The organism is Rhodoplanes tepidamans, assembly GCF_030813915.1.
GTDB lineage: Bacteria > Pseudomonadota > Alphaproteobacteria > Rhizobiales > Xanthobacteraceae > Rhodoplanes > Rhodoplanes tepidamans.
This window is the reverse complement of sequence record NZ_JAUSUJ010000001.1, coordinates 207,861-232,737: the sequence shown is the minus strand read 5'-3', so window position 1 is coordinate 232,737 and position 24,877 is coordinate 207,861. Positions and strand designations below refer to the sequence as shown.

Genomic DNA, 24,877 nt, shown 5'->3' with positions numbered 1-24,877 from the left:
GGTGGGCAGGGCGCCGGGCGGCAGGCGGCCCGTCGGGCGACCGCCCCGGCCCGGTCGAGGCATCCCACCCCCGCTTTCCGACCCTCCCCCGCGAGCGGGAGGAGGGTCGGCCGCGGCCAGACGCGGTGGCGGGTTCAGCCGCGCCTGCCGGTGTGGGGCGTCTCGCCTAGCCGAGCCAGCCCTCGGTCGCGAGACGCACGATCTCGGACCACGGCCGATCCTCGAGCCGCAGGCACGACAGGATCGCGTTCTCGGCCCGGTGGTCGCGGCCGAGCGCGGCGTCGGCGAGCGTGATGGTCGCCTCGTGGACCGGTGCCGGAACGCCCGCCCGGCGGGCGAGCGCGGCGGCGAAGACGAGGCCGTAGGGAATGTCCTGCGCCAGGAATCGATGCGCCGTCGAGGTCGGCCCCCTGGGGCCCCGCCCCCTGGCCGCGAGCGTGGCGTTCATCTCCGCCATCGTGCCGAGCGGGATCTCGAACGAGCGGTGGAAGTGCTCGTTGACGCTGTGGATGGTCGCGCCGAGCGCGGCCCCCAGCGCGATGCGCTCGCGGTCGAGCGCCTCCATCAGCCGGCCGACCGCCACCGTGGTCTGCGCATAGGGCGCCCACGTCTCGCCGTGCTCGATGCGGGCGACGTTGAGCAGCATGGCCGGCACGTGGAAGACCGGGTTGGCGTTGGCCAGCAGGCCGATCTCGATCGCATCGGCGCGCGCCTCGAAGCGGTCGCCGAACAGCGCCGCGCACAGCCCGAGCGCCGCCGCGGTCTCGCCGTAAGGCATCACCGAGGCCTGGATGCGCGGCCGGACCGAGCGCATGTCGACCTCGCCGACGGCGGTCTTGCTGGCGGTGCCGATCGAGGTGCTCCACGATACGATCACGGGCCTCGTGCCGCGTGCCGCCGCGAGCTTCGACAGCACGAGGGCGCCGAGCGAATGTGCGGCGCTGACCATCACGACCTGGCCAGAGACGAGATGCGGCGCCGCCGCCTCCATGACCGCGACGTGGCCGCCAGCGTCGACCGCGATCAGCACGGCGTCGGCGCCCGCGACCGCCTGGGCGGCCGTCGCGGCGATCGTCACCTCGCACGCCCCGGTGATCGCGCCCTTGGCGACGATCCGGGCTCGCGGCCCGAATGACGCCGTGCTGCGGCCCGACGGCGACCACAGGGTCGCCTGGTGGCCGGCAGCGGCGAGCACCGACGCCGAGGCGAAGGCGATGGCGCCGGCGCCGAGAATCCCGACCCTCATCGGCCCGCCTCCGGGCCGTGAGGCGGCCCGAACACGTCGCGCATGTCGGCGAGCGTGTCGAGCGCGCGCAGGGCGGCGAGGAGCCGGCCGGCTCCGTCGGCCCCGAGAAACGGCGAGACGTTGTCGAGGAACTTGCCGTCGAGGTCGGCGTCCGGCATCGGGTTCTCCGGCTTGCCGGTCGCCGAGAGCTGCAGGTGGGAGACGCTGCGTCCGTCGGCGAGCGTCACGATCACCCGGGTCGCCTCGGGCGCGCGGGCCCGCATCTCGGCGCTGTCGAAATCGGCCGAGCGGCGCATCTCGACCTTGTCCATGATGGTCCGCACGGCGCGATCCCGCACCACGTCCATGGTCAGCATGTCGGCGCCGAGCCGACCGTGGAGCAGCCGGCAGGCGACCGCGAACGGCATCGAGAATTGCGCCTGGGTCACGTTCTCGGGCCGCGGGAAGGCGAGGTTCGCGGCGATGTGCGGCGTCACCTCGCAGACCACGCGGACGACGTCGCGGGCCGCGAAGGCCTCGGTCGCCATCAACCGGCCGACGGCTTCGACGGCCGCCTGCACGGACGAGCAGGCCGGATGCAGCTTGAACGAGATGCCGGGATCCGCGAAGGCGCCGAGGACGTCCAGCACGGCCTCGTCCCAGGCGCCGCCACCGACCACCTGGACGAGGCCGCGCGATCCCTCGAAGGCGTCGGCCGGTGCCTCGACGCCGGCCTCGGCCATCAGTGCCGCCCGGAGCCCGGTCTCGGCGGCGCGGCCGCACAGGGCCGGCTTCATGTCGGAGCCGACCGCGATGCGCAGGCCGCCGGCCTGGACGGCCGCGATCGCGATCGCATCGGCGGCGCGCCGGGCGTCGAGCCGCATCAACCGCGCGGCCGCCGCGGCGGCGCTGATCGGCCCGAGCACGGCGCTGTTGAACCAGCCGCGGCCATAGAGCCCGTCGACCGCCTTGCTGTAGGGCACGCCGGACAGGCTTCGGGCGACGATCTGGGCGATCTCCGTGCCGATCGCGAAGGCGGCGAGCACGTCGGCGCCGGCGGCGCCGCGCTCCTCCGCCGCCGCGAGCAGGACCGGGCTCAGAACGGCCGGGCCGAACAGCATGCCGACGCTGTAGTTGGCGTCGAAATCGAGCGAATGCGCGCCGACTGCGTTGAGATGCGCGGCCGCCGTCGCGGCGAGCCGGCCGCCGCCGATCACGGTGCACGGCCCCGGAGCCGCCTCCCGCGCCAGAACGCTGCGAACCGCCGCATGGACGGGCATGCGGGTGCCGGCAAAAGCGACACCGATCGCGTCGACGATGCCGCGGCGCGCCGTCGCGATCGCGGCGGCCGGGATGTCGCGGGCCGGCACGCCGGACACGAAGGCGCCGAGACGTTCGGCGACGAGGGGCCGCATCCGGGAGGACGACAGGGTCGTGGTCATCGAACGGTACACCGGCGGCGGCACGGCGGGCGTCCCGGAGGATGGCCGCGCCGCGAAGGGACGCTCCGCGGCGCGGAGCCTTCAGCGGGACTTGCGGAAGCTCGGATCGTAGTAGCGGGACAGCACGAACTCGCGCGACGAGGACGGGTTGTCGGACACGGCGTTGTCGATGAGGATCAGGTTCGTCAGGCTCGCCGCCGAGACGTCGAGGTCGGGCGCGATGGCCTTCTGCTGCTCGACGACGAAGGCGTAGGACTCGGCGCAGACGTCCTTGGCGACGTTGGTATAGGTCGCCAGGATGTCGATCGCGCGCTGCTTGTTGGCGGGCGCGTAGATCCAGTTCGCCGCCTTCTGCAGGGCCTGGGTCACCCCCTCGGCGGCCAGGCGGTTCTTGGCGGCCCAGTCCTTGTTGAGGATCAGCGGCGTCTGGAGATACGGATCGGTGTAGTCGTCGAGCACCTTCATGCCGTTGCGCTGTGCCATGGTGTCGAACGGGGCGATCAGCAGGGCGCCCTGGACCTGGCCGTTGTCCATCGCGACGATGCGGTCCTTGGAGTTCGCCATGGCGACCAGCCTGAGCGACCTGTCGTCGACCCCGGCCCGCTTGACGAGGTAGCGGAGCAGGTTGGCGGTGCCGCCGCTGACGCCGCCGGCCGTCACCGGCTTGCCGGCCATGTCGGAGATCTTGGTCACGCCCTTGCCGCCGACGAGGCGGAGGACCGACTTGTGCAGCACCGCCCCGGCGATGACGATCGGCGCGTCCTTGTCGATCGCCCGGATGGCGAGATCGGCGACCGCGATGCCGGCCTCGACGCTGCCGCTCGACACCGCCTGCAGCAGCGCCGGACTACCGGCGGCGACCAGCTCCTTGATGTCGATGTTGCGCTCCGCGTAAAAGCCCTCGGTCTTGGCGATCGCGTGCAGCCACAGGAGCGAGCTCGGCGCCAGCACGGCGAGCCGAACCTCGGTCTTGGCCGGCGCCTGGGCCCGGGCCGGGCCCGGCCCGGACGCGAGGCCCGCCACCACGGCCACTGCCATCACCTGAACAAGCCGCTTCATGTCGCTCTCCTTCTGACAGCGGAGGGGTCCGCAGCGAAACATCGACTGAACCAGAATGTCACATCGATGCAATATCGCTAATTGTCAAAATATGTCAATTTGCATAGTTGACGCGCTTATGCTTGAAGTTTGATCGTCACCTGCAGGTTTCCTGAGCATTCCGCATGAGCAGACCCAGCCACATTCTCTCGGTCCTTCACCTGTTCGACGGTGGCGACGCGGCCTGGACCGTCGAGGCGATCGCGCGGGAGCTCGGGGTCTCGGTGCGGACCTCGTACCGGACCGTCGCCGAGCTGACCCGGAACGGCTTCCTCGATCCCGGCCCCGGCGCCACCTACGTGCTCGGGCCGGCGTTCATCCGCTTCGACCGCATCATCCGGCAGAGCGATCCGCTGATCCGGATCGCCTCGCCCGGCATGCTGGCGCTGCTCGACGGGGCCGGCCGGCCGGCCGCCGCGCTGCTGTGCCGGCGGTTCCGCGACTGCGTGATGTGCGTTCACGGCGTCGAGGCGGAGGCGGCCAACCCGATAGCGAGCTACGAGCGCGGCGTCGCGATGTCGCCGTTCCGCGGCGCGCCGGCCAAGATCATGCTCTCTCACCTGCCCGACCGGGTGCTGCGCGGCATCTACCTGCGCAATGAGGAAGCCATCCGCACCTCCGGCATCGAGACCTGGCGGCAGTTCCGCGCCATGCTGCGCGACGTCCGCAAGGCCGGCGTGGCGGTGACCGAATCGGAGATCGGCCAGAACCGCATGGGCATCGCGGCACCGATCCTGCGCGGCGACCAGATCGTCGCCAGCCTCAGCCTGGTGGTCGCGCCGGCGACCGGCGAGGCGCTGCAGCGGCTGTCCACGCTGGTGACCGGCGTCGCCGCGTCGATCTCGTCCGCCCTCGCCGCCGACGACGACGGCGCCGCCGCCGCGCCGGCAACGAATGGTCCGGGGCCGGCCGACGCGCCGCCCGCCGCAGCTCTGCCCGGGGATCGCCGGCGGGTCGGCTGAACCGGCGAGCCGGGCGGCACGCATCCCGCATTCCACCCTCACCGACGGGCCGGCGCGCGCCGGGCCGACCGCGTGCGCGTGCCGGCCGGCGCCCGCGGGTTTCGCACCGCATCGGCCCGCCGCCGCTCCCCGCGGGCTCCCGTGCAGGGCGGGCATCCACAGCCAGGCACGTCTGCATTACGACACAGTTTGACAAACATGCTTTTTGCCATATTCTGACAATATGCGCTCTCAAGCTTGCCTCACCTCTGGCCGGGCCCGTCGGGTGAACGCCCGATGACCGCCGCACCGACCGACGACCGCCTGCCCGTCATGCTGCTCACCGGCTTCCTCGGCAGCGGCAAGACGACTCTCCTGAACGCTTGGCTGCGCACCACCGACCTCGCGGGCGCCGCCGTCATCGTCAACGAGTTCGGCGAGGTCGGCATCGACCACGCGCTGATCGCGGCGAGCAGCGACAACACCATCGAGCTCTCCACCGGCTGCCTGTGCTGCACGGTACGCGGCGATCTCGTCGACACGCTGCGCGAGCTGACCGAGAAGCGCGCCGCCGGCGCGGTGCGGGCGTTCGACCGCATCGTCATCGAGACCACCGGGCTCGCCGATCCGGCGCCGGTGATCCAGGCGCTGATGACCATGCCGGTGGCGCGGCGCTATCGCCTCGCCCAGGTGGTCGCCACGGTCGACGCCGTGAACGGGCTCGCCACCCTCGACCGTCATTCCGAGGCGCTGAAGCAGGCCGCCGTCGCCGACGAGGTGGTGATCACCAAGACCGACCTCGCCGCCGGTCCGGGCGTCGTGGAGACGCTGGCGGCGCGGGTGCACGGCCTCAATCCCGGCGCCCGCCTGCACGTGTCGCGGCCCGACCACATGCCGCTGCCGAGCGAGCTCGCCGCGACCGACATCTACGACCCCGCCACCAAGGGCACCAACGTGCTCGCCTGGCTCAACGCCGAGGCCTATGGGGGCGACGACGCCGACGGGGACGATGACCAAGCCGGGCACGGGCACGCCCGGCACGGCCACCGTCACCATCACCACGACGTCAACCGCCACGACGCGGCGATCGGCTCGTTCTGTCTCGCCTACGACGAGCCGCTGGACTGGGAGCACGTCGCCGCATGGCTCGACGCGCTGGTGATGGCGCACGGCGCCGACCTCCTGCGGGTGAAGGGCATCCTCAACATCGCCGGCCAGCGACGCCCGGTGGTGCTGCAGGCCGTGCAGCACCTGTTCCATCCCCCCGCCGTGCTGCCCGAATGGCCGACCGCCGATCGTCGGTCCCAGATCGTCTTCATCACCCGCGCCCTCTCGCGCGACTTCGTGGCCGAGGTCCTGGACACGGTGCGGCAGCGCCGCCCGGCCTCCGCCCTTCCCTCCTCGAACTGACCCGCACCCGGAGCCCGTCATGGACTGCGTCATCAAGAACGGCCTGCTGATCACCGCGACAGGCAAGGGCCGCACATCGATCGGCATCGAGGGCGGCCGGATCGCCGGGCTGTTCGAGCCGGGCCAGGAGCCGGCCGCCGCCGAGGTGATCGACGCCTCCGGTCTCGCCGTCATCCCGGGCGTGATCGACATGCACTCGCACCACCGCGAGGGCAGCGAGCCGGGCTTCGAGTACAAGGACACGATCTACACCTCGACCCTGCAATGCGCAGCCGGCGGCGTCACCACCTCGGTGGCCATGCCGAACGTCAATCCGCCGCCCAACAGCCTCGACCTCCTGAAGAAGCAGTTCGCGATCTACGAGCGCGACGCGATCGTCGACTGGAACTTCAACCCGGCGCCGACCGTCGCCGAAGAGGTTCCGCGCATGGCCGAGCAGGGCATCGCGGCCTTCAAGATCTTCATGGTGGTCGACACCGGCCGCTCCTACCCGCACATGCCCGGCATCGGCGTGCACGACCACGGCAAGATCCTCGAGATCATGAAGCACTGCGCCGAGGTGAACATACCGCTGATGGTCCATCCCCATGATCAGGCCCTCATGGACGTCATCGAAAAGGACTTCTGGGAGCGCCAGCAGCGCGACGCGCTCGCCTACGCCAAGGCCTACGCGGCGCATGACGGGGTGATCTGGGAGACGGCGATCGCCACGCTGCTGCGGCTGCAGAAGGCGTCGGGTTGCCGGCTGCACATCCTGCACACCCAGACCTCGGGCAGCGTCGACCTGATCCGCCGCGCCAAGGCCGAGGGCCAGAAGGTGACGTGCGAGATCAACCCGTGGGCCCTGTTCCTTGGCTGCGACTGGGGCGCCATCCAGCGGCTCGGCTCCTACGCGCTCTCCTACTGGGTACCGGAGAAGAACGTGCCCAGCCTGTGGGAAGGCCTCACCGACGGCACCATCGACATCGTCGCCACCGATCACGCCCCGCACACCCGCGAGGAGAAGGAGATCGGCTGGATCGACGGCTGGAAGGCGCACACCGGCACGCCGTCGACCCAGTTCTACGTCAGCATGTTCCTCACCGCCGCTCTGGAGGGCAAGTTCCCGATCGAGCGCGCCGTCGAGGCGATGTCGACGAAGCCGGCGAAGCTGTTCGGGCTCGAGCGCAAGGGCGACGTGATGCCCGGCTACGACGCCGACCTCGTCCTGATCGATCTCGACAGAGAGTACGAGATCAAGGACGCCGACGTGCTGAGCCTCACCGGCTGGTCGCCCTATGCGGGCCGGCGCTTCAAGGCGAAGCCGGTGCGCACCCTGGTGCGCGGCCGCACCGTCTTCGTCGACGGCAAGGTGGTGGGCGAGAAGGGCTGGGGCAGGCAGGCCCGCGCCCGCTATCAGTGAGGAGCAGCGCGCCCGTGCGACGACTCTACGAATTGCTCGAGCAGGACACACGGACGGCCGGCCTCACCCGCGTGGCGGTCTCCACCGTCGCCGTGCTGGTCGTCTGGCAGCTCGTGTCCATGGTGGTCACCAACCGCCTGCTGCTGGTGCCGCCCGCCGAGGTCGCCGTCGCGCTGGTCAAGGAGGTCGAGACCGGCGCCATGTGGACCAACGCCGTGGCGACCGTCACGGCGGTGACCACCTCCTTCGTCGTGTCCGTCGCGATCGGCATCGCGGTGGGTCTCGCGCTGGCGTCGAGCCAGGCCCTGTCGCTCACCGCCGGTCCGGTGCTCGGCGCTCTCAACTCGGTGCCGATCATCGCGCTGGCGCCGCTGTTCATCTCCTGGCTCGGGCTCGGCTTCGCCTCGAAGTTCGTGCTGGTCATCATGGTCGCGGTGTTCCCCGTGGTGGTGACCACCGAGGCCGGCCTGCGCGCCACCGACCGGCAGCTCGTCGAGGCGGCGCGCTCGTTCAACGCCACCCGCCTGCAGATCTTCACCACGGTGACGTTCCCCTACGCCCTGCCGTTCATCGTCAGCGGCATCCGGGTCGCCTGGGCGCGCGCCCTGGTCGGCATCGTGGTGGCGGAGTTCTTCGGCTCCTTCGCCGGCTTCGGCTTCGCCATCCTGGCGGCCAGCCAGACCTTCGACACCGCCCGGGTGCTCGGCTACGTCATCATGCTGGGCGCCATGGGCCTGATCGGCAGCGTCCTGTTCGCCGCCCTCGAGCGCCGGCTCGCCCCCTGGAGGCAAGAATGAGCACCGCGGTCCGTCTGAAGATCGAGGCGATCGACAAAGTCTTCAAGCGCCGCGACAAGCCGTCGATCGAGGCGCTGCGCAACATCGACATGGAGGTCGCCGAAGGCGAGTTCGTCTCCATCGTCGGGGCGAGCGGCAGCGGCAAGTCTACACTGCTGCGCATCATCGACGGGCTGATCACCCCGTCCGGCGGACGCGTCCTGGTCGACGGCCGGCCGGTCGACCGTCCCGGTCCCGACCGCGCCGTGGTCTTCCAGCAGGATTCGCTGCTGCCGTGGAAGACCGTGATCGACAACGTCGCCTACGGGCTCACCCTCGCCCGCGTGCCGAAGGCCGACGCGCACAGGACCGCGCAGCGCTTCATCGACGTCGCCGGCCTGCACGGGTTCGAGCACCACTACCCGCACCAACTCTCGGGCGGCATGCGCCAGCGCGTCAACGTCGCCCGCGCGCTCGCCGTCAACCCGAAGATCCTGCTGCTCGACGAGCCCTTCGCGGCGCTCGACGCGCAGACCCGCGAGATCATGCAGGCCGAGCTCCTGTCGATCTGGCAGGAGACGAGGAAGACCGTGCTGCTGATCACCCACCAGATCGACGAGGCGGTGTTCCTGTCCGACCGCGTGATCGTATTCTCGGCGCGGCCCGGCACGGTGCGCGAGGAGATCCGCGTCGACCTGCCGCGACCGCGCGACCTCCATGTGAAGCGCAGCCCGGAGTTTTCCGGGCTCGTCGATCATATCTGGACCCTGATCGAGGCCGAGGTCCGGGCCGGCCTCAGGCAGGGATAGCCGGCCGCAGTGCAGCGCCCGGGATCAGTACGCCCGGGCGAACGGCTCGTCTTGCGCCAGCGGGTCGGGACCGAAGCGGTTAGGGCCCGGCGTGCCGCGCAGGCAGGCGAAGACGAGCAGCACGAGTGCACCGATCACGGTGATGACCAGCAGCATCCACCAGCCGGTGCGGTCGATGTCGTGCAGGCGGCGGATGCCGACCGCGAGGCCCGGCAGGAACAGCGCCAGCGAGGCGAGCGCGTTGATCGGCGAGATGCCGCCGGGGCCGAACAGCATGTAGTCGACGATGCCGGTGGCGAGGCTGACCAGGATGACGAACAGCACCCAGTACCAGTACTCCGACCGCGAGGCACGTCCCTCGAAGCCGACATAGTTGCGGAACCCGGACGCGATCGCTTCGCCGAACGTCATGGAGCCATCCCCTGTTGCAGACCACCTAAAGGAAGCATTCCGTTGGTGTCGGCGACAGCCGCTCTCGTTCACGATAGCGTGCGCAGCATCAGCCACAGGCCGAGCAGCGCCAGCCCGGCGAGGAACGCGGTGCGGAACACCGGCTCGCTGACGCGGGCCCGCACCGCCTGCCCGATCGCCATGCCGACGGCGGCCGGCCCCAGCGCCGCGAGCGACAGGAGCGCCAGCCCGGGATCGTAGAGGCGCTCCAGCAGCAGCCCGGCGCCGAGCGCCACGGTCGACACCGTGAAGGACAGGCCGAGCGCCTGGACGAGATCGTCCTTGCCGAGCCCGAGGGCCTGCAGCCACGGCACCGCCGGCAGCACGAACACCCCGGTCGCCGCCGTGACGAGCCCGGTGGCGACGCCGACCAGCGGTGCGAGCCACGCCTCCTGCGCCGCCGTCGGGCGCGGCAGCCGCAGCCGCGCGAGGCCGACGAGGCCGTAGGCGGCGAGCGCCGCCCCGAGCCCCGCCGCCGCCCACGGGCCGGCCAGCCCGACGGTGCGCGATCCGGCGAGCGTGCCGGCGACCACCCCGAGCAGCATCGGCCACAGCCGCCGCAGCAGCGGCGCCAGCGCGCCGCCTGCGAGCATCTGCCAGGCATTGGTGACCAGCGACGGCACCACCAGCACGGCCGCGGCGGCCGCCGGCGGCATCACCAGGCCGAGCAGCCCCATGGCGACGGTCGGCAGGCCGAGGCCGATCGTGCCCTTGACGAACCCGGCGAGCAGGAAGGTGGCGGCGCCGACCGCGAGAACCGTGATCTCCATGCGCAGAGCTTGATCGCGCGGCGGCCGCGCCACAATCTGGATGTTCCGGAGCCTGCCTTCGGCAGGGCCGAAGGCAGCGTCCGCCCGGTCGGGCGCCCCCTGCCCGCCCGTCGCAGCCCGTCCGCAGCCATCGGCCCCCGAGGATCCGCATGTCGCTCGATCTCACCGATCTCCGCCTGTTCGTCGCGGTCGCCGAGCGGGGCAGCATCACGGCCGGCGCCGCCGCGGTCCATCTGGCGCTCGCCTCGGCGAGCGCGCGGGTGCGGGCGCTCGAGCAGACGCTCGGTACCGCGCTGCTGGAGCGCGGCCGCCGCGGCGTGCAGCCGACCGCCGCCGGCGAGGCGCTGCTCGGCCACGCCCGGCTGGTGCTGGCCCAGGTGGCGAGCCTGAAGGGCGACCTCGCCGCCCATGCGCGCGGCCTCGCCGGCCGGGTCCGGCTGGTCAGCAACACGGTCGCGCTCGCCGAGATGCTGCCGCCCGTGCTGGCGCCGTGGCTGGCGCGCAACCCGGCCGTCGCGCTCGACGTGGCGGAGCGGCCGAGCCCGGAGATCGTCGGCGACGTGATGGCCGGGCGGGCCGAGATCGGGCTCGCCGCCGACAGCGTCGATCTCGGCGCGCTGGAGCGGTTTCCCTTCGCGGTCGACCGGCTGGTGCTGGTGGTGGCGCGCCGCCACCGGCTGGCGCGCATCCGGCGCATCGCCTTCGCCGAGGCCGCCGCCGAGCCGTTCGTCGCGCTCGCCGGCGACAGCGCGCTGCAGCGCCATCTCGCCGGCCACGCGGCGCGGGCGGGCCGGCGCCTGGCGGTGCGGATCGCCGTGCAGGGCTTCGACGCGGTGTGCCGGATGGTCGAGGCGGGGATCGGCGTGGCGGTGGTGCCGGACGTCGCCGCGGCCCGCTGCCGCCGCAGCATGGCGATCGTGCCGGTGCGGCTCGCCGATCCGTGGAGCGAGCGCCGCCTGGTCGTCGGCGTGCGCCGGCTGGCGGGGCTGACGCCGCCCGCCCGCGCCCTGGTCGAGCATCTGCGGGCGGCGGCGAAGGCAGCCTGAGCGGCGCGGCCGGGCGGCGTCGGCGCCGCCGCCCGGGCGTCACTGCGTGCGCGTCCGCCCTTCGATCTTGGGCAGCTCGCTCGGCGACGGGGTGCGCACCGAGGCCGAGGCGCGGTGGGCGAGCTCGACGGTCAGCTTCTCGGCCGCCTCGGGCTGCATCAGCGCCATGATGTCCGACATCCGGCGCGGATTGATCTGGGTGGCGACGTCGAGCAGCACCTTCATCTCCAGCCGGTCGAAGATCTTCGCCGCGTCCTTGGCCCGCATGTTCTCGTACATGGTGACCAGGCTCTTGAAGCGCTGCGCCTCCGCCTCGTCCTTCTGCTGGGTGGCGACCTTGATCCGCTCCTCCAGCTCCTTGAGCTCGTTGATGCGCAGCTCGAGCTGCTTCTCGGCCGAGCGCAGCATGCTCTCGCGCACCTCGAGCTCGCGGGCCCGCGCCTCGAGCTCCTGCCGGCGCTCCTGCAGCCGTTCCAGCATGGCGCGCTCGCCCGGCGGGATCGGCGGCTGCAGGATCGGTACCACGAGGCCGCCCGGGCTCGGCTCCGGATCGGCGGGCTTCGGCTTCTCGTCCTTCTTTTCCTCTTTCGGCTTGGACGGGGCGGAGCCGGTCGGCTTGTCGGGCACCGAGCCGGTCACGTCGGGGAAGTTGAACATCTGCTTCGCCCACGAGCCCCCGGCGGCCGGGTCGGCGCTGGCGAGCTGGCGGCCGGACGGGCCGGCGGGACCGCCGCGCGACACCGGCGGCTCGAAGCCGCCGGTCGGGATTCCGCCGTCCATCACGAAGCCGAGGATCTTCAGGGCGAGCAGGCAGACGGCCGCGAACAGCACGACCGGAATGAGCCGCAATTCGCGGATCAGGCTCATGCCGCCAGCCCCCGGGCACGGGCGCGGGTGCGCTGGGCGAAGGCCTGGGCCGCGGCGAGCACGGCCTTGCTGTCGGCCGGCGCCGCGGCGGCCGGCGCGGCCGGCTCGGCGGCGGCGTCCGGATCGGTCAGCGGCCGGCCGGCCAGCACCACCCGGGTGAGCCGGTCGAGGACGAGATTGCCGGCCTCGATCTGGCGGCTGATGTCGGCGGCGAAGCGCTCGGCGGTGCGCAGGCGGTCGCCGATGTTCTGGTCGACGTCGCGCACCGTCACCTTCAGGCCGGCGATCGCCCGCTCGGCGATCTCGGTCGCCGTGATCAGCTCGGCGATGGTGGCCTTGAGGGCGTGCTCGTCGGCCTTCAGCCGGCGCAGCTGCTTGTTGAGCATGGTGCAGTAGACGACGGTGAGGACCAAGAGGACCGAGACCAGACCCTCGACCACGAATCCGATCCAGTGTGTCACGACGACGCCTCCAAGCGCTTGGACGATTCCCCGGCCGACTCGAACATCGCGTAGGTCGTCTTCGGCCGTCTCAGTGGTTTGGCGACCCGCACCGCGACCCGGTCGCCGACCCGGCCCATGCGTGCCTCGGTGAGGATGACGTTGCCGCAGCGGACCGAGACGAGGGTCTCGGGCCGCAGGTCGAGCGGCAGCGTGTCGCCGACGTCGAGCTCCATCAGCCGCCGCAGCGGCAGGTAGGCCTCGTAGAGCACGGCGTCGACGGCGATCTCGGCCTGGCCGATCTCGGTGGCGAGATGCCCTTCCCAGATCGGGTCGCGGCCGAGCTTGTCGCCGACGAACATCTGCAGGAGGACGTCGCGGATCGGCTCGATGGTCGCGTAGGGCAGCAGCAGCTCGACGGTGCCGCCGCGGTCCTCCATGTCGATGCGCAGGCGCACCAGGATGGCGGCGTTGGCGGGCCGCGAGATCGCCGCGAAGCGCGGGTTGGTCTCGAAGCGGTCGATGTTGAACTTCACCGGCGACAGCGGCTTGAACGCGAGCTCGGCGTCGGCCAGGATCACCTCGATCATGCGCTTGACGAGGTCTGTCTCGATGGTCGTGTAGGGCCGTCCCTCGACCCGCACCGACGACTGCCCGCGGCGGCCGCCGAGCAGCACGTCGATCATCGAGTAGATCAGGCTCGACGACACCGTGAACAGGCCGAAGTTCTCCCACTCCTCCGCCTTGAAGACCGCCAGGATCGCCGGCAGCGGGATCGAGTTGAGGTAGTCGCCGAAGCGCACCGAGGTGATCTGGTCGAGCGACACCTCGACGTTGTCGGAGGTGAAGTTGCGCAGGCTGGTCGTCATCAGCCGGACGAGCCGGTCGAAGACGATCTCGAGCATCGGCAGGCGCTCGTAGGAGACCATCGCCGAATCGATGATCGCCCGGATGCCCGACGAATCGTTGAGGGTCAGGTCGGCGAAGCTGTAGCCGAGGAGCGCGTCGATCTCCTCCTGGCCCAGCGTGCGCTCGGCGCTCGCCTTGCCGGAACCGCCCTCGTTGGTCTCGTCGATGATCGCGGCCCACTGGGCCGCCATCTGCTCGTCGACCTCGCCCTCCTTGGGCGCGGCGTTCTCGCCGGGCGGCGCCGTGGACTCGGCTTCGAGCGCGAGACCCCACTGTGCGGCTAGGGCGTCCTGGTCGACGGTCTGGTCAGGCGGCATGACACGTATCCCGGCGCGTCACTGGACGACGATTTCCTTGAACAGCACCGCGTTCACCCGGTTGGGGGCGATCGAGGCGTTGACCCGGCGGGTCAGCTCCTCCTTCAGCCGGTAGAGGCCGGCGGAGCCGTCGAGATCGGTCGGGCGGAGCTCGCGCAGATAGGTCTGGAACATGTCCATCAGGCGCGGCATCAGCGGAGTGAGCTGCTCCTTGAGCTTCGCGTCGGAGAGCTCGAGCACCACCTTCACCTTGAGGTACTGGGTGCGCTCGTTGTTGGCACCCGAGAGGTTGACGAGCACGTCCGGCACGTCGAAGAACACGGCCGGCTTGGCCGCCGGTGCGGCCTGCGCCTGCTCAGCATGGTCGCCGCCGCCGGCGAGCATCGTCCAGGCCGCGAAGCCGCCGCCCCCGAGCAGCAGCACGGCGCCACCGGCGATCGCGATCAGCTTGATCGGAAGCCCCTTCTTGGCCGGCTTCTCGCCGTCTTCCGGCGCGGTCGCCTCGGCGTCCTGATTCTTGCCCGCCATGACAGTGCCCCTGATCGCCTCTGGCTCGTTCGCCGCGGTCCGAACCCACTGCCCGTTTCGGTCGGGTTCTCGCGGTTCCGGCCGCGGGAACACAGTAGTGGCCAAATGGTTAACGGAAACTTTCCAAGACCACCCCTGTACGGCACTTTTTGCCGGGTGACCGGGGCCGGCGGGCGCATCTTGCCGGCCGTGAACCCTCCCTTAACCAACGACATCGTTGATCCGTAAATGTTTTTCGCTCTGGCACGGGGACTGCTTCGAAGCCGCCGTGGCGACGGCTTGGGAGAGCCGCCGTCACAGGAGGCCGGAGCGCCGCTCGGGAGAAGCGTCGCCCCGGAACATGGGGAGAGATCCGATGCCGAACGCAGTCCTGATCGGGCTGTCGTCCCAGATGGCGTTGCGCCGCGAGCTCGATTCGATCGCGAACAACATCGCCAACGTGAACACGACAGGCTTCAAGGCCGACCGCGTGAGGTTCCAGGAGCATCTGGCCCCGCTCGCGCGCGAGAACCGCTTCGACAACCCGGACCGGGCGGTCCGCTTCGTCGAGGAGGGCGGCAGCTGGCGCGACTACGGCCAGGGCGGCATCCAGCAGACCGGCAATCCCCTCGACGTGGCGATCGACGGCAACGCCTTCCTGGTGGTGCAGACGCCGGACGGCGAGCGCTACACCCGCTCCGGCTCGCTGCAGATCAACGCCCAGGGCCAGCTCGTCACCCTGGACGGCTCGCCCGTGATGGGCGACGGCGGCCCGATCGTCCTCCAGACGCTCGACCGCAACGTGTCGATCACGCCGGACGGCCGGATCACGGTGCTGCAGGGCGCCGAGAAGCTCTACGACTCGCAGCGCAGCCGGCTCCGGCTCGTCTCCTTCGCCAATCCGCAGCTCCTCCAGAAGGAGGGCAACAACATGTACTCGGCGCCCGACGGGGCCGGGCTGCAGGCCGCCGGCGCCGACGTGAAGGTCGTCCAGGGCGCGGTGGAGAAGTCGAACGTCAACAGCGTCATCGAGATGACGCGGCTGATCGAGGTCTCGCGCACCTACACCACGATCGCGAACCTGCTGTCGCAGCACAACGACATGCGCAAGTCGGCGATCGAGCGTCTCGCCGAAGTCCCGAGCTGAGCCCTCCTGAGGAGACACCACCATGCGAGCACTGCACACCGCCGCGACCGGCATGGCCGCCCAGGAGCTCAACGTCCAGGTCATCTCGAACAACATCGCGAACATGCGCACGACCGGCTACAAGCGGCAGCGCGCGGAGTTCCAGGACCTGCTCTACGAGCACGTCCGCCGGATCGGCACCCAGACCTCGGACCAGGGCAACATCCTGCCGGTCGGCATCGATCTCGGCTCCGGCGTGCGCACCGTCGGCACGCCGCGCATCATGACCCAGGGCACGCTGTCCAACACCGACGGCGACCTCGACGTCGCGGTCCGGGGCGAGGGCTTCTTCAAGATCCAGCTCCCCGACGGCACCTACGCCTACACGCGGGACGGCTCCTTCGAGAAGGACTCGCAGGGCCGCATGGTGACGGCGCAGGGCTACCTGGTGCAGCCCGGCATCACCATCCCGACCAACGCGTCGGCCATCACCATCAACACGCAGGGCCAGGTCTCGGTGACGGTTCCCGGCAACACCACGGCCCAGGTGGTCGGCACCCTGACCCTGACCCGGTTCATCAACAAGGCCGGCCTGCAGCCGATCGGCGACAACCTGTTCACCGAGACGACCGCCTCCGGCACCCCGCTCGACGGCACCGCCACCAACGACGGCTACGGCGACATCCTGCAGAAGTATCTCGAGCAGGCCAATGTCGAGGTGGTGACCGAGATTTCCGACCTGATCGCCGCGCAGCGCGCCTACGAGATGAACGCCAAGGTGATCTCGGCGACCGACTCGATGCTGCAGACCGGCACCAACATGATGCGCTCGTGAGGACCGGGACCATGACCCGCCGCTTCGCCGCCACCATCGCAGCCCCCCTGCTCGCCGCCGCCGTCGCGGCCCCGCTCGCAGCTTCGCCGGCCGCCGCCGCGGCCCCGCTCGCGCCGCCGCCGGCCGCCGCCGTCGAATCCATGCTGATGGAGATCCGCTCCATCCCGACGCTCAAGCGCACCATCACGGTCAAGGAGCCGCTGGTGCGGATCGGCGACCTCCTGGAGAACGCCGGGCCGCTGGCCGGCGTCCCGGTCTTCCGGGCGCCCGACATCGGCACCACCGGCACGGTCTCCACCTCTCAGATCATGGAGGCGCTGCGGCCCTACCGGATGTTCCGCGTCGACCTCGGCGACATCGCCGAGGTCGAGGTGACCCGGGCCGGCCGCGTCTTCTCCTCGGCCGAGATCCAGAACCGCATCCTGCAGGCCTATTCGGGCCAGTACGGGCTCGGCGAGGCCGCCAGCCTGTCGCTGACGATCGAGCGCGACGTCCGCGCCTTCGCGGTGGAGGCCAGCTCGAGCGGCGAGCTGGTGGTGGCGCGGTCGAGCTACGACCCGCGCACCACCCGGTTCGACATCACGTTCGAGGTGCCGGGCAGCCAGGCGGCGCGACGGGTGCCGCTGCGCTTCACCGGCACGCTGGTCGAGATGGTCGAGACCGTGGTCGCCGCCCGCAGCCTGCAGCGCGGCGACGTGATCAAGGCCACCGACGTGATCGTCGAGCGACGGCCGCGGGCCGAGGTGCCGACCGACGCGGCCGCTCCCGGCGAGCGCGTCGCCGGGCTCGCCGTCCGCCAGCAGCTGCGGTCGGGCCAACCGATCCGCCGCCACGACCTGATGAAGCCCGACCTGGTGAAGCGCGACGACACCGTCACGCTGATCTTCGAGGCCCCCGGCCTGTTCCTGACCACCCGCGGCAAGGCCCTGGAGGCCGGCGCCGAGGGCGACACGGTCACGGCCGTCAACCTGCAGTCCAAGCGGACCGTGCAGGGCGTCGTCTCCGGCCCCGGCCAGATCCGCCTCGTCTCGGCGACGCCGCGCGTCGTCGCCGCCGCGGCCCTGCCGCCGTCCGCCCCTGCCCGAAGCGCGCCGAAGAGCGGCGAGTGAGGAGTCATGACCAGGATCATCCACCCCTCGCTGCCGCGGCGCGCCGCCACCGTCGCGGTGCTGCTCGGAGCGACCCTCGCGGGCGGCTGCTCGGCGATCGACCGTCTCGCCAATATCGGCGAGACGCCGAAGCTCAGCGCCATCGAGAACCCGACCGCCACCCCCGGCTACAAGCCGGTGCAGATGCCGATGCCGATGCCGCAGCCGGCCGTCTACAACCCCAACTCGCTATGGCGGAACGGCTCGCGGGCCTTCTTCAAGGACCAGCGCGCCCACCAGGTCGGTGACCTCCTGACCGTCACGGTCAACATCACCGACAAGGCCAAGTACGAGAACGAGACGAGCCGCAGCCGCTCCAGCAGCGAGGACTCCGGCGTCACCGACTTCATCGGCACCAACACGTTCAACACCGCCAAGGCGCCGCTGCCGGGCCGCATCCTGACCAGCGATTCGTCGGCTTCCACCGACGGCAAGGGCACGATCGACCGCAAGGAGACGCTGTCCACCACGGTCGCCGCCGTGGTGACCCAGGTGCTGCCCAACGGCAACCTGGTGGTCGAGGGCCGCCAGGAGATCCGGGTCAACTTCGAGGTGCGCGAACTGATCGTCGCCGGCATCGTCCGGCCCGAGGACATCCAGAGCGACAACACCATCGATTCGACCAAGATCGCCGAGGCCCGCATCGCCTATGGCGGCCGCGGCCAGATCACCGACGTGCAGCAGCCGCGCTACGGGCAGCAGCTGTTCGACATCATCCTGCCGTTCTGACGTCCCGCACCGCGACGGCGCCGCAGGCGCCGCCGTCCACGAGCTCCCCGCCGTTCCGGCCGGAACGGCGCTCGGCGCGGCCTCCGGCTTCTCCCCGCCGGAGGCCGCGTTCTCCTTTCCGCGGCCGGCGCCACAGCCGCTACCGGGGCCGCGCGGGTTGTGGTTAACTCGTCGTAAAGGCCGGCAGATCCCGCGACTCGCCCACCCCGGAGGACGACACCGGAGCGGCGCGGGGACCGGCGCCGGCGGCGCGCCAGCGGATCCACATGAGTACGAATGTCGAGGGCCCGGACGTCGAGCGATGGCGGCTCCTGCTGGAGACCGGCCTCCCGGCCATGGTCGGAGCGCTCGCCGTGACGGTGGCGCTGATCGTCGCGCTGTCGCCGCTGCTGCGCCGCATCGCGCTGGCGCGGCCGACCGCGCGCTCCTCCCACACCGTGCCGACCCCGCAGGGTGGCGGCATCGCCGTGGCGGCGGGCGCCGTCGCGGCGCTGGCGGCGACCGCCGCCGTCGATCCCGCCGGGGCGCCGGCCGGCCTGCAGGCGGCGGCGGTGGCGGCCGGCGTGGCGGTGCTCGCCGTCACCGGCTTCGTCGACGATGTCCGCCCGCTGCCGCCCGGGCCGCGGCTCGTCCTGCAGGCCCTGGCGGTGGGGGTCGTGGTCGCCGCCCTGCCGGGCGACCTGCGGATCGTGCCGGCGCTGCCCGAGGTGGTCGAGAGCGTCCTTCTCGGCCTCGGGCTCCTGTGGTTCGTCAACCTGGTGAACTTCATGGACGGGCTCGACTGGATGACGGTCGCCCAGATGGTGCCGATGACGGCGGCGCTCGCCGGGCTCGCCGCGCTCGGCGCCCTGCCGTTCGAGGGCGGCGTCGTGGCGCTGGCGCTGCTCGGTGCGCTGCTCGGCTTCGCGCCGTTCAACCGGCCGGTGGCGCGCCTCTTCCTCGGCGACGTCGGCAGCCTGCCGCTCGGCCTCGTCACCGGCTGGCTCCTGGTGCTGACGGCGGCGCGCGGCCATCTCGCCGCCGCCCTGCTGCTGCCGCTGTACTACGTGGCGGACGCGACCCTGACGCTCGGGCGGCGGCTCCTGCGCGGCGAGCGGGTGTGGGAGGCGCACCGGACCCACTTCTACCAGCGTGCCGTCGCGAACGGACTGGCGGTGCCGCAGGTGGTCGGCCGCGTCGCGCTGACCAACCTGGTCCTCGCCGGGCTCGCCGTGTGGACCGTGGTGCGGCCCGGCGCCGCCGTCGCGACCGCCGCGGCGACCGCCGGCGGCGCGGCCGTCGCCCTGCTGCTCGCCGATCTCGGCCGCCCCCGGACCGGCCGCCTCTCGTCGCGAGGCTCGCCGTGACCACGACCCGCCGCGTCCTCGTCACCGGGGCGACCGGCTTCGTCGGCCGCGCCCTCCTGCCGGCCCTCGCCGCCTCCGACCGCCTGGTGCGGGCGGCCGCCCGCAATCCCGCCGACCTCCCGCGCAGCGACCGCATCGAGCCGGTGCCGATGCCGGACCTCGCCGAGCCCTGCGACTGGGGGCCGCTGCTCGCCGGCATCGACGAGATCGTCCACCTCGCCGGGCTGCCGTATCGCAGCGGCGTCGAGGACACGGTCTACGACCGCGCCATCCGGGCCGCCACCGGCGAGCTCGCCCGCGCCTGCGCGGGCCGTTCGATCCAGCGCTTCGTGTATCTGTCCTCGGTCGGGGCGCAGGCGGGCGCCGCGGTCGAGCACCCGGTGCACGAGACCGACGCGCCGCACCCGGTGACGGCGCACGACCGCGCCAAGCTCGCCGCCGAGGCGGAGGTGCGGGGCTCCCGCATCCCGTTCACCATCCTGCGGCCGGCGCTGCTCTACGGCCCGCACGTCAAGGGCAACATGGCGCTGCTGATGCGCATCTCGGCGTCGCCCTGGCCGCTGCCCACCGCCGCCTTCTCCAACCGCCGCTCGTTCCTGGCGATCGAGAACCTGGTCGACGCCATCGTGTTCTGCCTGAACACCCCGTCGACGCTGGGCGAGACCTATCTGGTGGCCGATCCGGACCCGATCACGCTCGCCGAGATGATCACCATCCTGCGCGAGGCGGCGCAGCGGTCGCCGCCGGCCGGGACGCCGGCGCCGTTCGAGATCCTGCTGCGGTCGAGCGAGCGCAGCGTGCTGTGGGACCGCATCGGCGGCGAGCTGGTGGTCGACCCCGGCAAGCTGCTCGCCGCCGGCTGGCGGCCGCCCGTGGAGACCCGCGGCGGCCTGCGGGCGACCGTGCGGGCCGGGTTCGACTGATCCGCCGTCGGCCGGCCGCGCGCCGTGTCGGCGCGCACCATCGAGGCCGGTCTACGCCGCCTGACCGCGGAAATCCGGCACGGCGTCACGCAGCACGTGGAGGACGCCCTCGCGCTCGCCATAGGCGAGCGCCTGCTCGAGCGCGACGAAGCGCGCGCGCATCTGGTCGAGCGAGGCGAACACCGGCCGCGACGCCACCACGCCCGGCACGCCGATGTCGACGGTCGGCTCCTCGCGGGCGAACAGGATCTCGTTCAGCCGCTCGCCGGGGCGGATGCCGGAGTAGACGATCTGCACGTCGCGGCCGGGCTCGAGGCCGCTCAGCCGGATCATCCGCTCGGCGAGGTCGAGGATCTTCACGGCCTGCCCCATGTTGAGGACGTAGACCGAGACGTCGGACACCGACGGCCCGAGCGCGTGGCTCGCCGCGGTGAGCACCAAGTCGCAGGCCTCGCGGATGGTCATGAAGAAGCGGACCATGTCCGGATGCGTCACGGTGACGGGCCCGCCCGCCTCGATCTGCGCCTTGAACTTGGGGATCACCGAGCCGTTGGAGGCGAGCACGTTGCCGAACCGCACCGCGATCAGCCGCATCGGCGCCGGGCCGCCCTCGACCCGCAGCCGCGCCAGCTCGGCGTCGAGCGCCTGGCAGTACATCTCGGCGAACCGCTTGGTGGCGCCCAGCATCGACACCGGCTCGATCGCCTTGTCGGTCGAGATCATCACCATGCCGCGGGCGCCGGCGCGCAGCGCCGCCTCGGCGACGTTGATCGAGCCGAACACGTTGGTCTTGATCGCCTCGCCCCAGTCGCGCTCGAGCAGCGGCACGTGCTTGAGGGCGGCGGCGTGGAACACCAGCTCGGGCTCGAAATGGCCGAACACGACGTCGAGACGGCGGCGGTCGCGCACGTCGGCGATGCGGCCCTCGATGACGCAGTCGGTGTTCTTGGCGCTCAGCGTCTCCATCACGGCGTGGAGCGCCGGCTCGGAGTTCTCGATGACCAGCAGCCGCGCCGCCCCGAACGTCACCACGCGGTCGCAGATCTCGGCCCCGATCGAGCCGCCGCCGCCCGTCACGGCGACGCTGCAGCCGCGCACGAACTCGCGCAGCCGGCCGTAGTCGATCGCCACGCTCGGCCGCAGCAGCAGGTCCTCGACCGCCACCGGCGCGAGGCGCAGCACGTTGCCGCCCTCCTCCAGCGAGGACAGCCGGCCGGTCGGCAGGCCGAGCTGGCGCGCCACCATCAGGGCGTCCTCGACGCCGGTGTCGGGCGCGAAGGCCGAAGCGGTGAGCACCAGGCGCCGCACGTCGATGCCGCGCGCCGTGAGGTCGACATAGGCGCGCTGCAGGTCGGAGAAGCGGCCGAGCACCGAGACGCCGCGCAGCGTCTGGCCCTGGTCGGCCGGCGACGGCGACAGGATGCCGACCGGCCAGCTGTTGCGCACCGCGCCGCTCTCGATCGCCCGCAGCAGCACCTCGGCGTCGGCGGCGCGGCCGAGGATCAGGATCGGCGCCGCCTCCTGGCGCACGGTCCGCCGCCGCGTCCGGGTGAAGCGGAAGTACCGGTAGGCGAGGCGCGAGCCGCCGAGGAAGAACACCTGCAGGACGAAATACAGGACGATGGTGATCTTGCCGAAGAAGAAGTGCCCGTAGAGGTTCGGCGCCAGCAGGATGTAGTCGACCACCAGCAGCGACACGGTGAGCACGGCCGAGGCCCGCACGATGTTGGCGAGGTCGAACAGCGAGGCGAAGCGCCACTTCGAGCGATAGAGGTCGAAGTACCAGTAGACGCAGGTGGCGTAGACGACGAACACCGGAACGACGAGCAGCAGGCCGTCGAGCCGGGCAGCCAGCCCCTCCTCCTCGAACCGCATGTAGAAGCTGACGACCAGGGCGGCGGCCGTCGCGACCAGATCGTGCGCGATCACCAGCACCCGCCGGCCGTTGAAGTTCGCCCCGAAAGCCATCGCCCCCTTCGCTCCCGCGGCCGGAATCCCGAGCCGCCGCGCAGAACGTTACCGCAACCGTTCCGCGAAATCGACGCGAGACTGCGATCCCGACGCGAACATCCCGGCAGAATGCCCGAGTCGGTCCCGCCTCGCGACCGTCGATCTCATTCCCGGTTCCACCCCCGCCCGGATCCATCCCGCACAGGTTGGTCCCGCACAGGTCTATCCCGGCGACCGCGACGGCGGCCAGCCATATCGCGGCACCCGGGCGCGAAAATCCCGGTAGCGGTCCCCGAACTTGCGCTCCAGATACCTCTCTTCCCGGAGCACGACGCCGTAATGAAGGACGAGGCCGGTCGGCAGCATCAGCCCGAGAAGCCACAGCGAGCCGAAGCCGACCGCCAGCCCGAGCATCAGCAGTCCGAGGCCGACATACATCGGATTTCGCACGTAGCGGTAGATGCCGTCGGTGACGAGCGCGGTGGCCGGCCGCCACGGCAGCGGGTCGGTGCCGGCCCGCAAGAACCGGCGCTCGCCCGCCACCGCCAGGACGAGCCCGGCCGCCGCCAGGACGGCCGCCGCGACGAGGCGCGGCCCGAGCCCCAGCAGGGCGGCACCGCCGCTCGGCCACGCCTGCTCGAGCCCGGCCGCGATCGCCAGCGTCACGGCGGCGATCAGGGGCGGCGGCGCGATCACGCCCGCCTTGTCCGCGCCGTCCGTCGGCACCTCCCCGGTGTCCGCCATGGCCGTCCCCGCTCCGTCTCGTCCGGCGCGGTTTTCACCCTGCCCGGACATGCTCTAGAGTGGCCGACAACTCCCGCGCGACGCCCGGTGCCGGCCCGGCGCACAGAATAGTCGATGTCGCCACCGCACAGCACCTCGCCCGCGCCCGCGGCCGCCGTTCCCCCGGCCGGCCCGGAAACCACGTCCGCCCCGCCGCCCCGGGCCGAGCTGTTCGGCCATCCGCGCGGGCTCGTCGTGCTGTTCGGGACCGAGATGTGGGAGCGCTTCTCCTATTACGGGATGCGCGCCCTCCTGGTCCTCTACATGGTCAAGTACCTGTCGGAGCCGGAGCGCGCCGAGCGGGTGCTCGGCTGGGCCGAGCTGCGCGGCGCGCTGGAGCTGGTGACCGGCCCGCTCGGCCCGCAGCCCTTCGCCTCGTGGGTCTACGGCTTCTACACCGGCCTCGTCTATCTGACGCCGCTCCTCGGCGGGCTCCTGGCCGACCGGGTGCTCGGCCAGCGCCGCACCGTCGTGCTCGGCGCCGCCCTGATGGCGGCCGGCCACTTCATGATGGCGTTCGAGACGCTGCTGTTCCCCGCCCTCCTGACGCTGATCCTCGGCAACGGCGCCTTCAAGCCGAACATCGTGACCCAGGTGGGCGGCCTCTACGGCGCCGACGATCCGCGCCGCGACCGCGCCTACTCGATCTTCTACGTCGGCATCAACATCGGGGCCTTCCTGGCGCCGCTGGTGTGCGGGACGCTCGGCGAGCAGGTCGGCTGGCACTGGGGCTTCGGGGCCGCCGGGGTCGGCATGCTGGCCGGCCTCGTCCTCTATCTCGCCGGTGGCGCGACCCTGCCGCCCGACGCCGCGACCCGCGCCTGGGCCGAAGCCCAGGCCCGGCCGGAGACGAGCGGCCTCGTCCGGCACGAGCGCCGCGCCGTCCTGGCGATCCTGCTGCTGTGCGTCCCCGTGACCCTGTTCTGGGCGACCTACGAGCAGGACGGCAACACCCTCATGCTGTGGATCGACGACCACACCGACCGGACCGTGTCGCTGCTCGGCCTCACGGTCGAGATCCCGACGACCTGGTTCTTGGCCGTCAACCCGTTCCTGATCTTCGCCTTCACGCCGGTGATCGTCGAGCTGTGGGCGTGGCAGAGCCGGCGCGGCCGCGAGCCCTCGACGGTCGCCAAGATGGCGCTCGGCTGCTTCGGCGTCGCGCTCGCCAACCTGATCATGGCAGCCGCCGCGCTCCAGGCCGGCGGGGGCGGCCAGACCGGCCAGACGAGCTGGCTGTGGGTGCTCGGCTATTTCGTCGCGCTCACGCTGGGCGAGCTCTATCTGTCGCCGGTCGGCTTCTCGCTGGTGTCGGCGGTGGCGCCGCTGCGCCACGTGTCGCTGCTGATGGCGGTGTGGCTCGGCACCAGCTTCACCGGCAATCTCCTCGGCGGCGCGCTCGGCAGCCTGTGGAGCGGCATGGACAAGACGGCGTTCTTCCTGATGATCGCCGCCATCGCGGCCGCGGCCGGCACCGCCATCGCGGCGTTCCGGCGGCCGTTGCACGCCCTGCTGCACACGCCGCCGGCGAACCGCGCCGCCGATGCCGCCCCGGGCCGCCCTGCGGCCGGATCCTGACCGCTGCCCGGCCGCCCCTCTTGTTGTCGCGGCCCGCTCCTGCCACAAGC

General features: G+C 71.7%; 24 protein-coding genes. 13 read left to right on the top strand and 11 right to left on the bottom strand.

Annotation, left to right across the window (positions count from 1 at the left end; translation table 11 throughout):
• Positions 1–166: 166 nt before the first annotated feature.
• The 3 genes from J2S22_RS01025 to J2S22_RS01015 form a co-directional block, all read right to left on the bottom strand.
• Complete coding sequence (locus J2S22_RS01025; RefSeq protein ID WP_272776372.1) at positions 167–1,246, bottom strand: NAD/NADP octopine/nopaline dehydrogenase family protein; 1,080 nt, start codon at positions 1,244–1,246, stop codon at positions 167–169.
• Complete coding sequence (locus tag J2S22_RS01020) at positions 1,243–2,667, bottom strand: MmgE/PrpD family protein (RefSeq protein ID WP_272776373.1); 1,425 nt, start codon at positions 2,665–2,667, stop codon at positions 1,243–1,245. Before J2S22_RS01020 ends, J2S22_RS01025 begins: the two co-directional genes overlap by 4 nt.
• 81 nt (positions 2,668–2,748) lie before the next feature.
• A complete protein-coding gene (locus tag J2S22_RS01015) occupies positions 2,749–3,726 on the bottom strand; it encodes an ABC transporter substrate-binding protein (RefSeq protein ID WP_272776374.1) in 978 nt (325 codons plus the stop codon).
• A gap of 164 nt (positions 3,727–3,890) precedes the next feature.
• Here J2S22_RS01015 and J2S22_RS01010 point away from each other — a divergent pair, with 164 nt between their 5' ends.
• The 5 genes from J2S22_RS01010 to J2S22_RS00990 all read left to right on the top strand — a co-directional run bounded on the left by J2S22_RS01010 (position 3,891) and on the right by J2S22_RS00990 (position 9,103).
• Positions 3,891–4,727 (top strand): IclR family transcriptional regulator, encoded by an 837-nt coding sequence (locus tag J2S22_RS01010; RefSeq protein WP_272776375.1) that lies wholly within the window; start codon positions 3,891–3,893, stop codon positions 4,725–4,727.
• A 276-nt stretch (positions 4,728–5,003) separates the two neighbouring features.
• Entirely contained in the window at positions 5,004–6,116 is a 1,113-nt protein-coding gene (locus J2S22_RS01005) for a CobW family GTP-binding protein (protein ID WP_272776376.1), read from the top strand.
• Between the two features lie 19 nt (positions 6,117–6,135).
• Positions 6,136–7,518, top strand: a complete 1,383-nt coding sequence (locus tag J2S22_RS01000) for a dihydroorotase (protein ID WP_272776377.1) — start codon at positions 6,136–6,138, stop codon at positions 7,516–7,518.
• A gap of 14 nt (positions 7,519–7,532) precedes the next feature.
• Entirely contained in the window at positions 7,533–8,315 is a 783-nt protein-coding gene (locus J2S22_RS00995; protein WP_272776378.1) for an ABC transporter permease, read from the top strand.
• Entirely contained in the window at positions 8,312–9,103 is a 792-nt protein-coding gene (locus J2S22_RS00990; RefSeq protein ID WP_272776379.1) for an ABC transporter ATP-binding protein, read from the top strand. The genes J2S22_RS00995 and J2S22_RS00990 overlap by 4 nt, the downstream gene beginning before the upstream one ends.
• Positions 9,104–9,127: 24 nt before the next feature.
• Here J2S22_RS00990 and J2S22_RS00985 read toward each other — a convergent pair whose 3' ends face one another.
• Both J2S22_RS00985 and J2S22_RS00980 read right to left on the bottom strand, forming a co-directional pair.
• Positions 9,128–9,514 (bottom strand): DUF805 domain-containing protein, encoded by a 387-nt coding sequence (locus tag J2S22_RS00985; protein ID WP_272776380.1) that lies wholly within the window; start codon positions 9,512–9,514, stop codon positions 9,128–9,130.
• A gap of 68 nt (positions 9,515–9,582) precedes the next feature.
• Positions 9,583–10,323 (bottom strand): sulfite exporter TauE/SafE family protein, encoded by a 741-nt coding sequence (locus J2S22_RS00980; protein WP_272776381.1) that lies wholly within the window; start codon positions 10,321–10,323, stop codon positions 9,583–9,585.
• A 149-nt stretch (positions 10,324–10,472) separates the two neighbouring features.
• Between J2S22_RS00980 and J2S22_RS00975 the strand changes: the two genes are divergently transcribed.
• Positions 10,473–11,369: a LysR family transcriptional regulator gene (locus J2S22_RS00975; protein ID WP_272776382.1), complete on the top strand. Its 897-nt coding sequence runs from the start codon at positions 10,473–10,475 to the stop codon at positions 11,367–11,369.
• Positions 11,370–11,408: 39 nt separating this feature from the next.
• On the opposite strand, the gene J2S22_RS00970 is transcribed toward J2S22_RS00975, so the two are convergent.
• Genes J2S22_RS00970 through fliL form a run of 4 tightly spaced genes read right to left on the bottom strand, consistent with a single transcriptional unit; the run spans position 11,409 to position 14,430 of the window.
• Positions 11,409–12,236 (bottom strand): MotE family protein, encoded by an 828-nt coding sequence (locus tag J2S22_RS00970; protein WP_272776383.1) that lies wholly within the window; start codon positions 12,234–12,236, stop codon positions 11,409–11,411.
• A complete protein-coding gene (locus tag J2S22_RS00965) occupies positions 12,233–12,697 on the bottom strand; it encodes a DUF6468 domain-containing protein (protein ID WP_272776384.1) in 465 nt (154 codons plus the stop codon). The genes J2S22_RS00970 and J2S22_RS00965 overlap by 4 nt, the downstream gene beginning before the upstream one ends.
• Positions 12,694–13,902, bottom strand: coding sequence for a flagellar motor switch protein FliM (gene fliM, locus J2S22_RS00960; protein ID WP_272776385.1), 1,209 nt, complete (start codon positions 13,900–13,902; stop codon positions 12,694–12,696). The genes J2S22_RS00965 and fliM overlap by 4 nt, the downstream gene beginning before the upstream one ends.
• An 18-nt stretch (positions 13,903–13,920) precedes the next feature.
• Positions 13,921–14,430: a flagellar basal body-associated protein FliL gene (fliL, locus tag J2S22_RS00955; RefSeq protein ID WP_272776386.1), complete on the bottom strand. Its 510-nt coding sequence runs from the start codon at positions 14,428–14,430 to the stop codon at positions 13,921–13,923.
• Positions 14,431–14,785: 355 nt separating this feature from the next.
• Between fliL and flgF the strand changes: the two genes are divergently transcribed.
• The 6 genes from flgF (at position 14,786) to J2S22_RS00925 (ending at position 20,516) form a co-directional block, all read left to right on the top strand.
• Complete coding sequence (gene flgF / locus J2S22_RS00950) at positions 14,786–15,556, top strand: flagellar basal-body rod protein FlgF (protein ID WP_272776387.1); 771 nt, start codon at positions 14,786–14,788, stop codon at positions 15,554–15,556.
• 22 nt (positions 15,557–15,578) lie between these two features.
• Positions 15,579–16,370 (top strand): flagellar basal-body rod protein FlgG, encoded by a 792-nt coding sequence (gene flgG / locus J2S22_RS00945; RefSeq protein WP_272776388.1) that lies wholly within the window; start codon positions 15,579–15,581, stop codon positions 16,368–16,370.
• Positions 16,371–16,381: 11 nt separating this feature from the next.
• Positions 16,382–17,479 (top strand): flagellar basal body P-ring formation chaperone FlgA, encoded by a 1,098-nt coding sequence (gene flgA, locus J2S22_RS00940; RefSeq protein ID WP_272776389.1) that lies wholly within the window; start codon positions 16,382–16,384, stop codon positions 17,477–17,479.
• Between the two features lie 6 nt (positions 17,480–17,485).
• Positions 17,486–18,247: a flagellar basal body L-ring protein FlgH gene (flgH, locus tag J2S22_RS00935; protein ID WP_272776390.1), complete on the top strand. Its 762-nt coding sequence runs from the start codon at positions 17,486–17,488 to the stop codon at positions 18,245–18,247.
• Between the two features lie 266 nt (positions 18,248–18,513).
• Positions 18,514–19,593: an MraY family glycosyltransferase gene (locus J2S22_RS00930; protein ID WP_370878157.1), complete on the top strand. Its 1,080-nt coding sequence runs from the start codon at positions 18,514–18,516 to the stop codon at positions 19,591–19,593.
• On the top strand, positions 19,590–20,516 hold the full coding sequence (locus J2S22_RS00925; RefSeq protein WP_272776391.1) for an NAD-dependent epimerase/dehydratase family protein: 927 nt from the start codon (positions 19,590–19,592) through the stop codon (positions 20,514–20,516). The genes J2S22_RS00930 and J2S22_RS00925 overlap by 4 nt, the downstream gene beginning before the upstream one ends.
• 51 nt (positions 20,517–20,567) lie before the next feature.
• On the opposite strand, the gene J2S22_RS00920 is transcribed toward J2S22_RS00925, so the two are convergent.
• Together J2S22_RS00920 and J2S22_RS00915 are read right to left on the bottom strand one after the other, a co-directional pair.
• Positions 20,568–22,484, bottom strand: a complete 1,917-nt coding sequence (locus J2S22_RS00920) for a nucleoside-diphosphate sugar epimerase/dehydratase (protein WP_272776392.1) — start codon at positions 22,482–22,484, stop codon at positions 20,568–20,570.
• Between the two features lie 204 nt (positions 22,485–22,688).
• Complete coding sequence (locus J2S22_RS00915) at positions 22,689–23,210, bottom strand: methyltransferase family protein (protein WP_272776393.1); 522 nt, start codon at positions 23,208–23,210, stop codon at positions 22,689–22,691.
• A gap of 114 nt (positions 23,211–23,324) precedes the next feature.
• On the opposite strand from J2S22_RS00915, the gene J2S22_RS00910 reads away from it, so the two are divergent.
• The gene (locus J2S22_RS00910) at positions 23,325–24,827 is read left to right on the top strand and encodes a peptide MFS transporter (RefSeq protein ID WP_272776394.1); all 1,503 of its coding nucleotides are present in this window, start codon (positions 23,325–23,327) and stop codon (positions 24,825–24,827) included.
• Positions 24,828–24,877 lie beyond the last annotated feature (50 nt).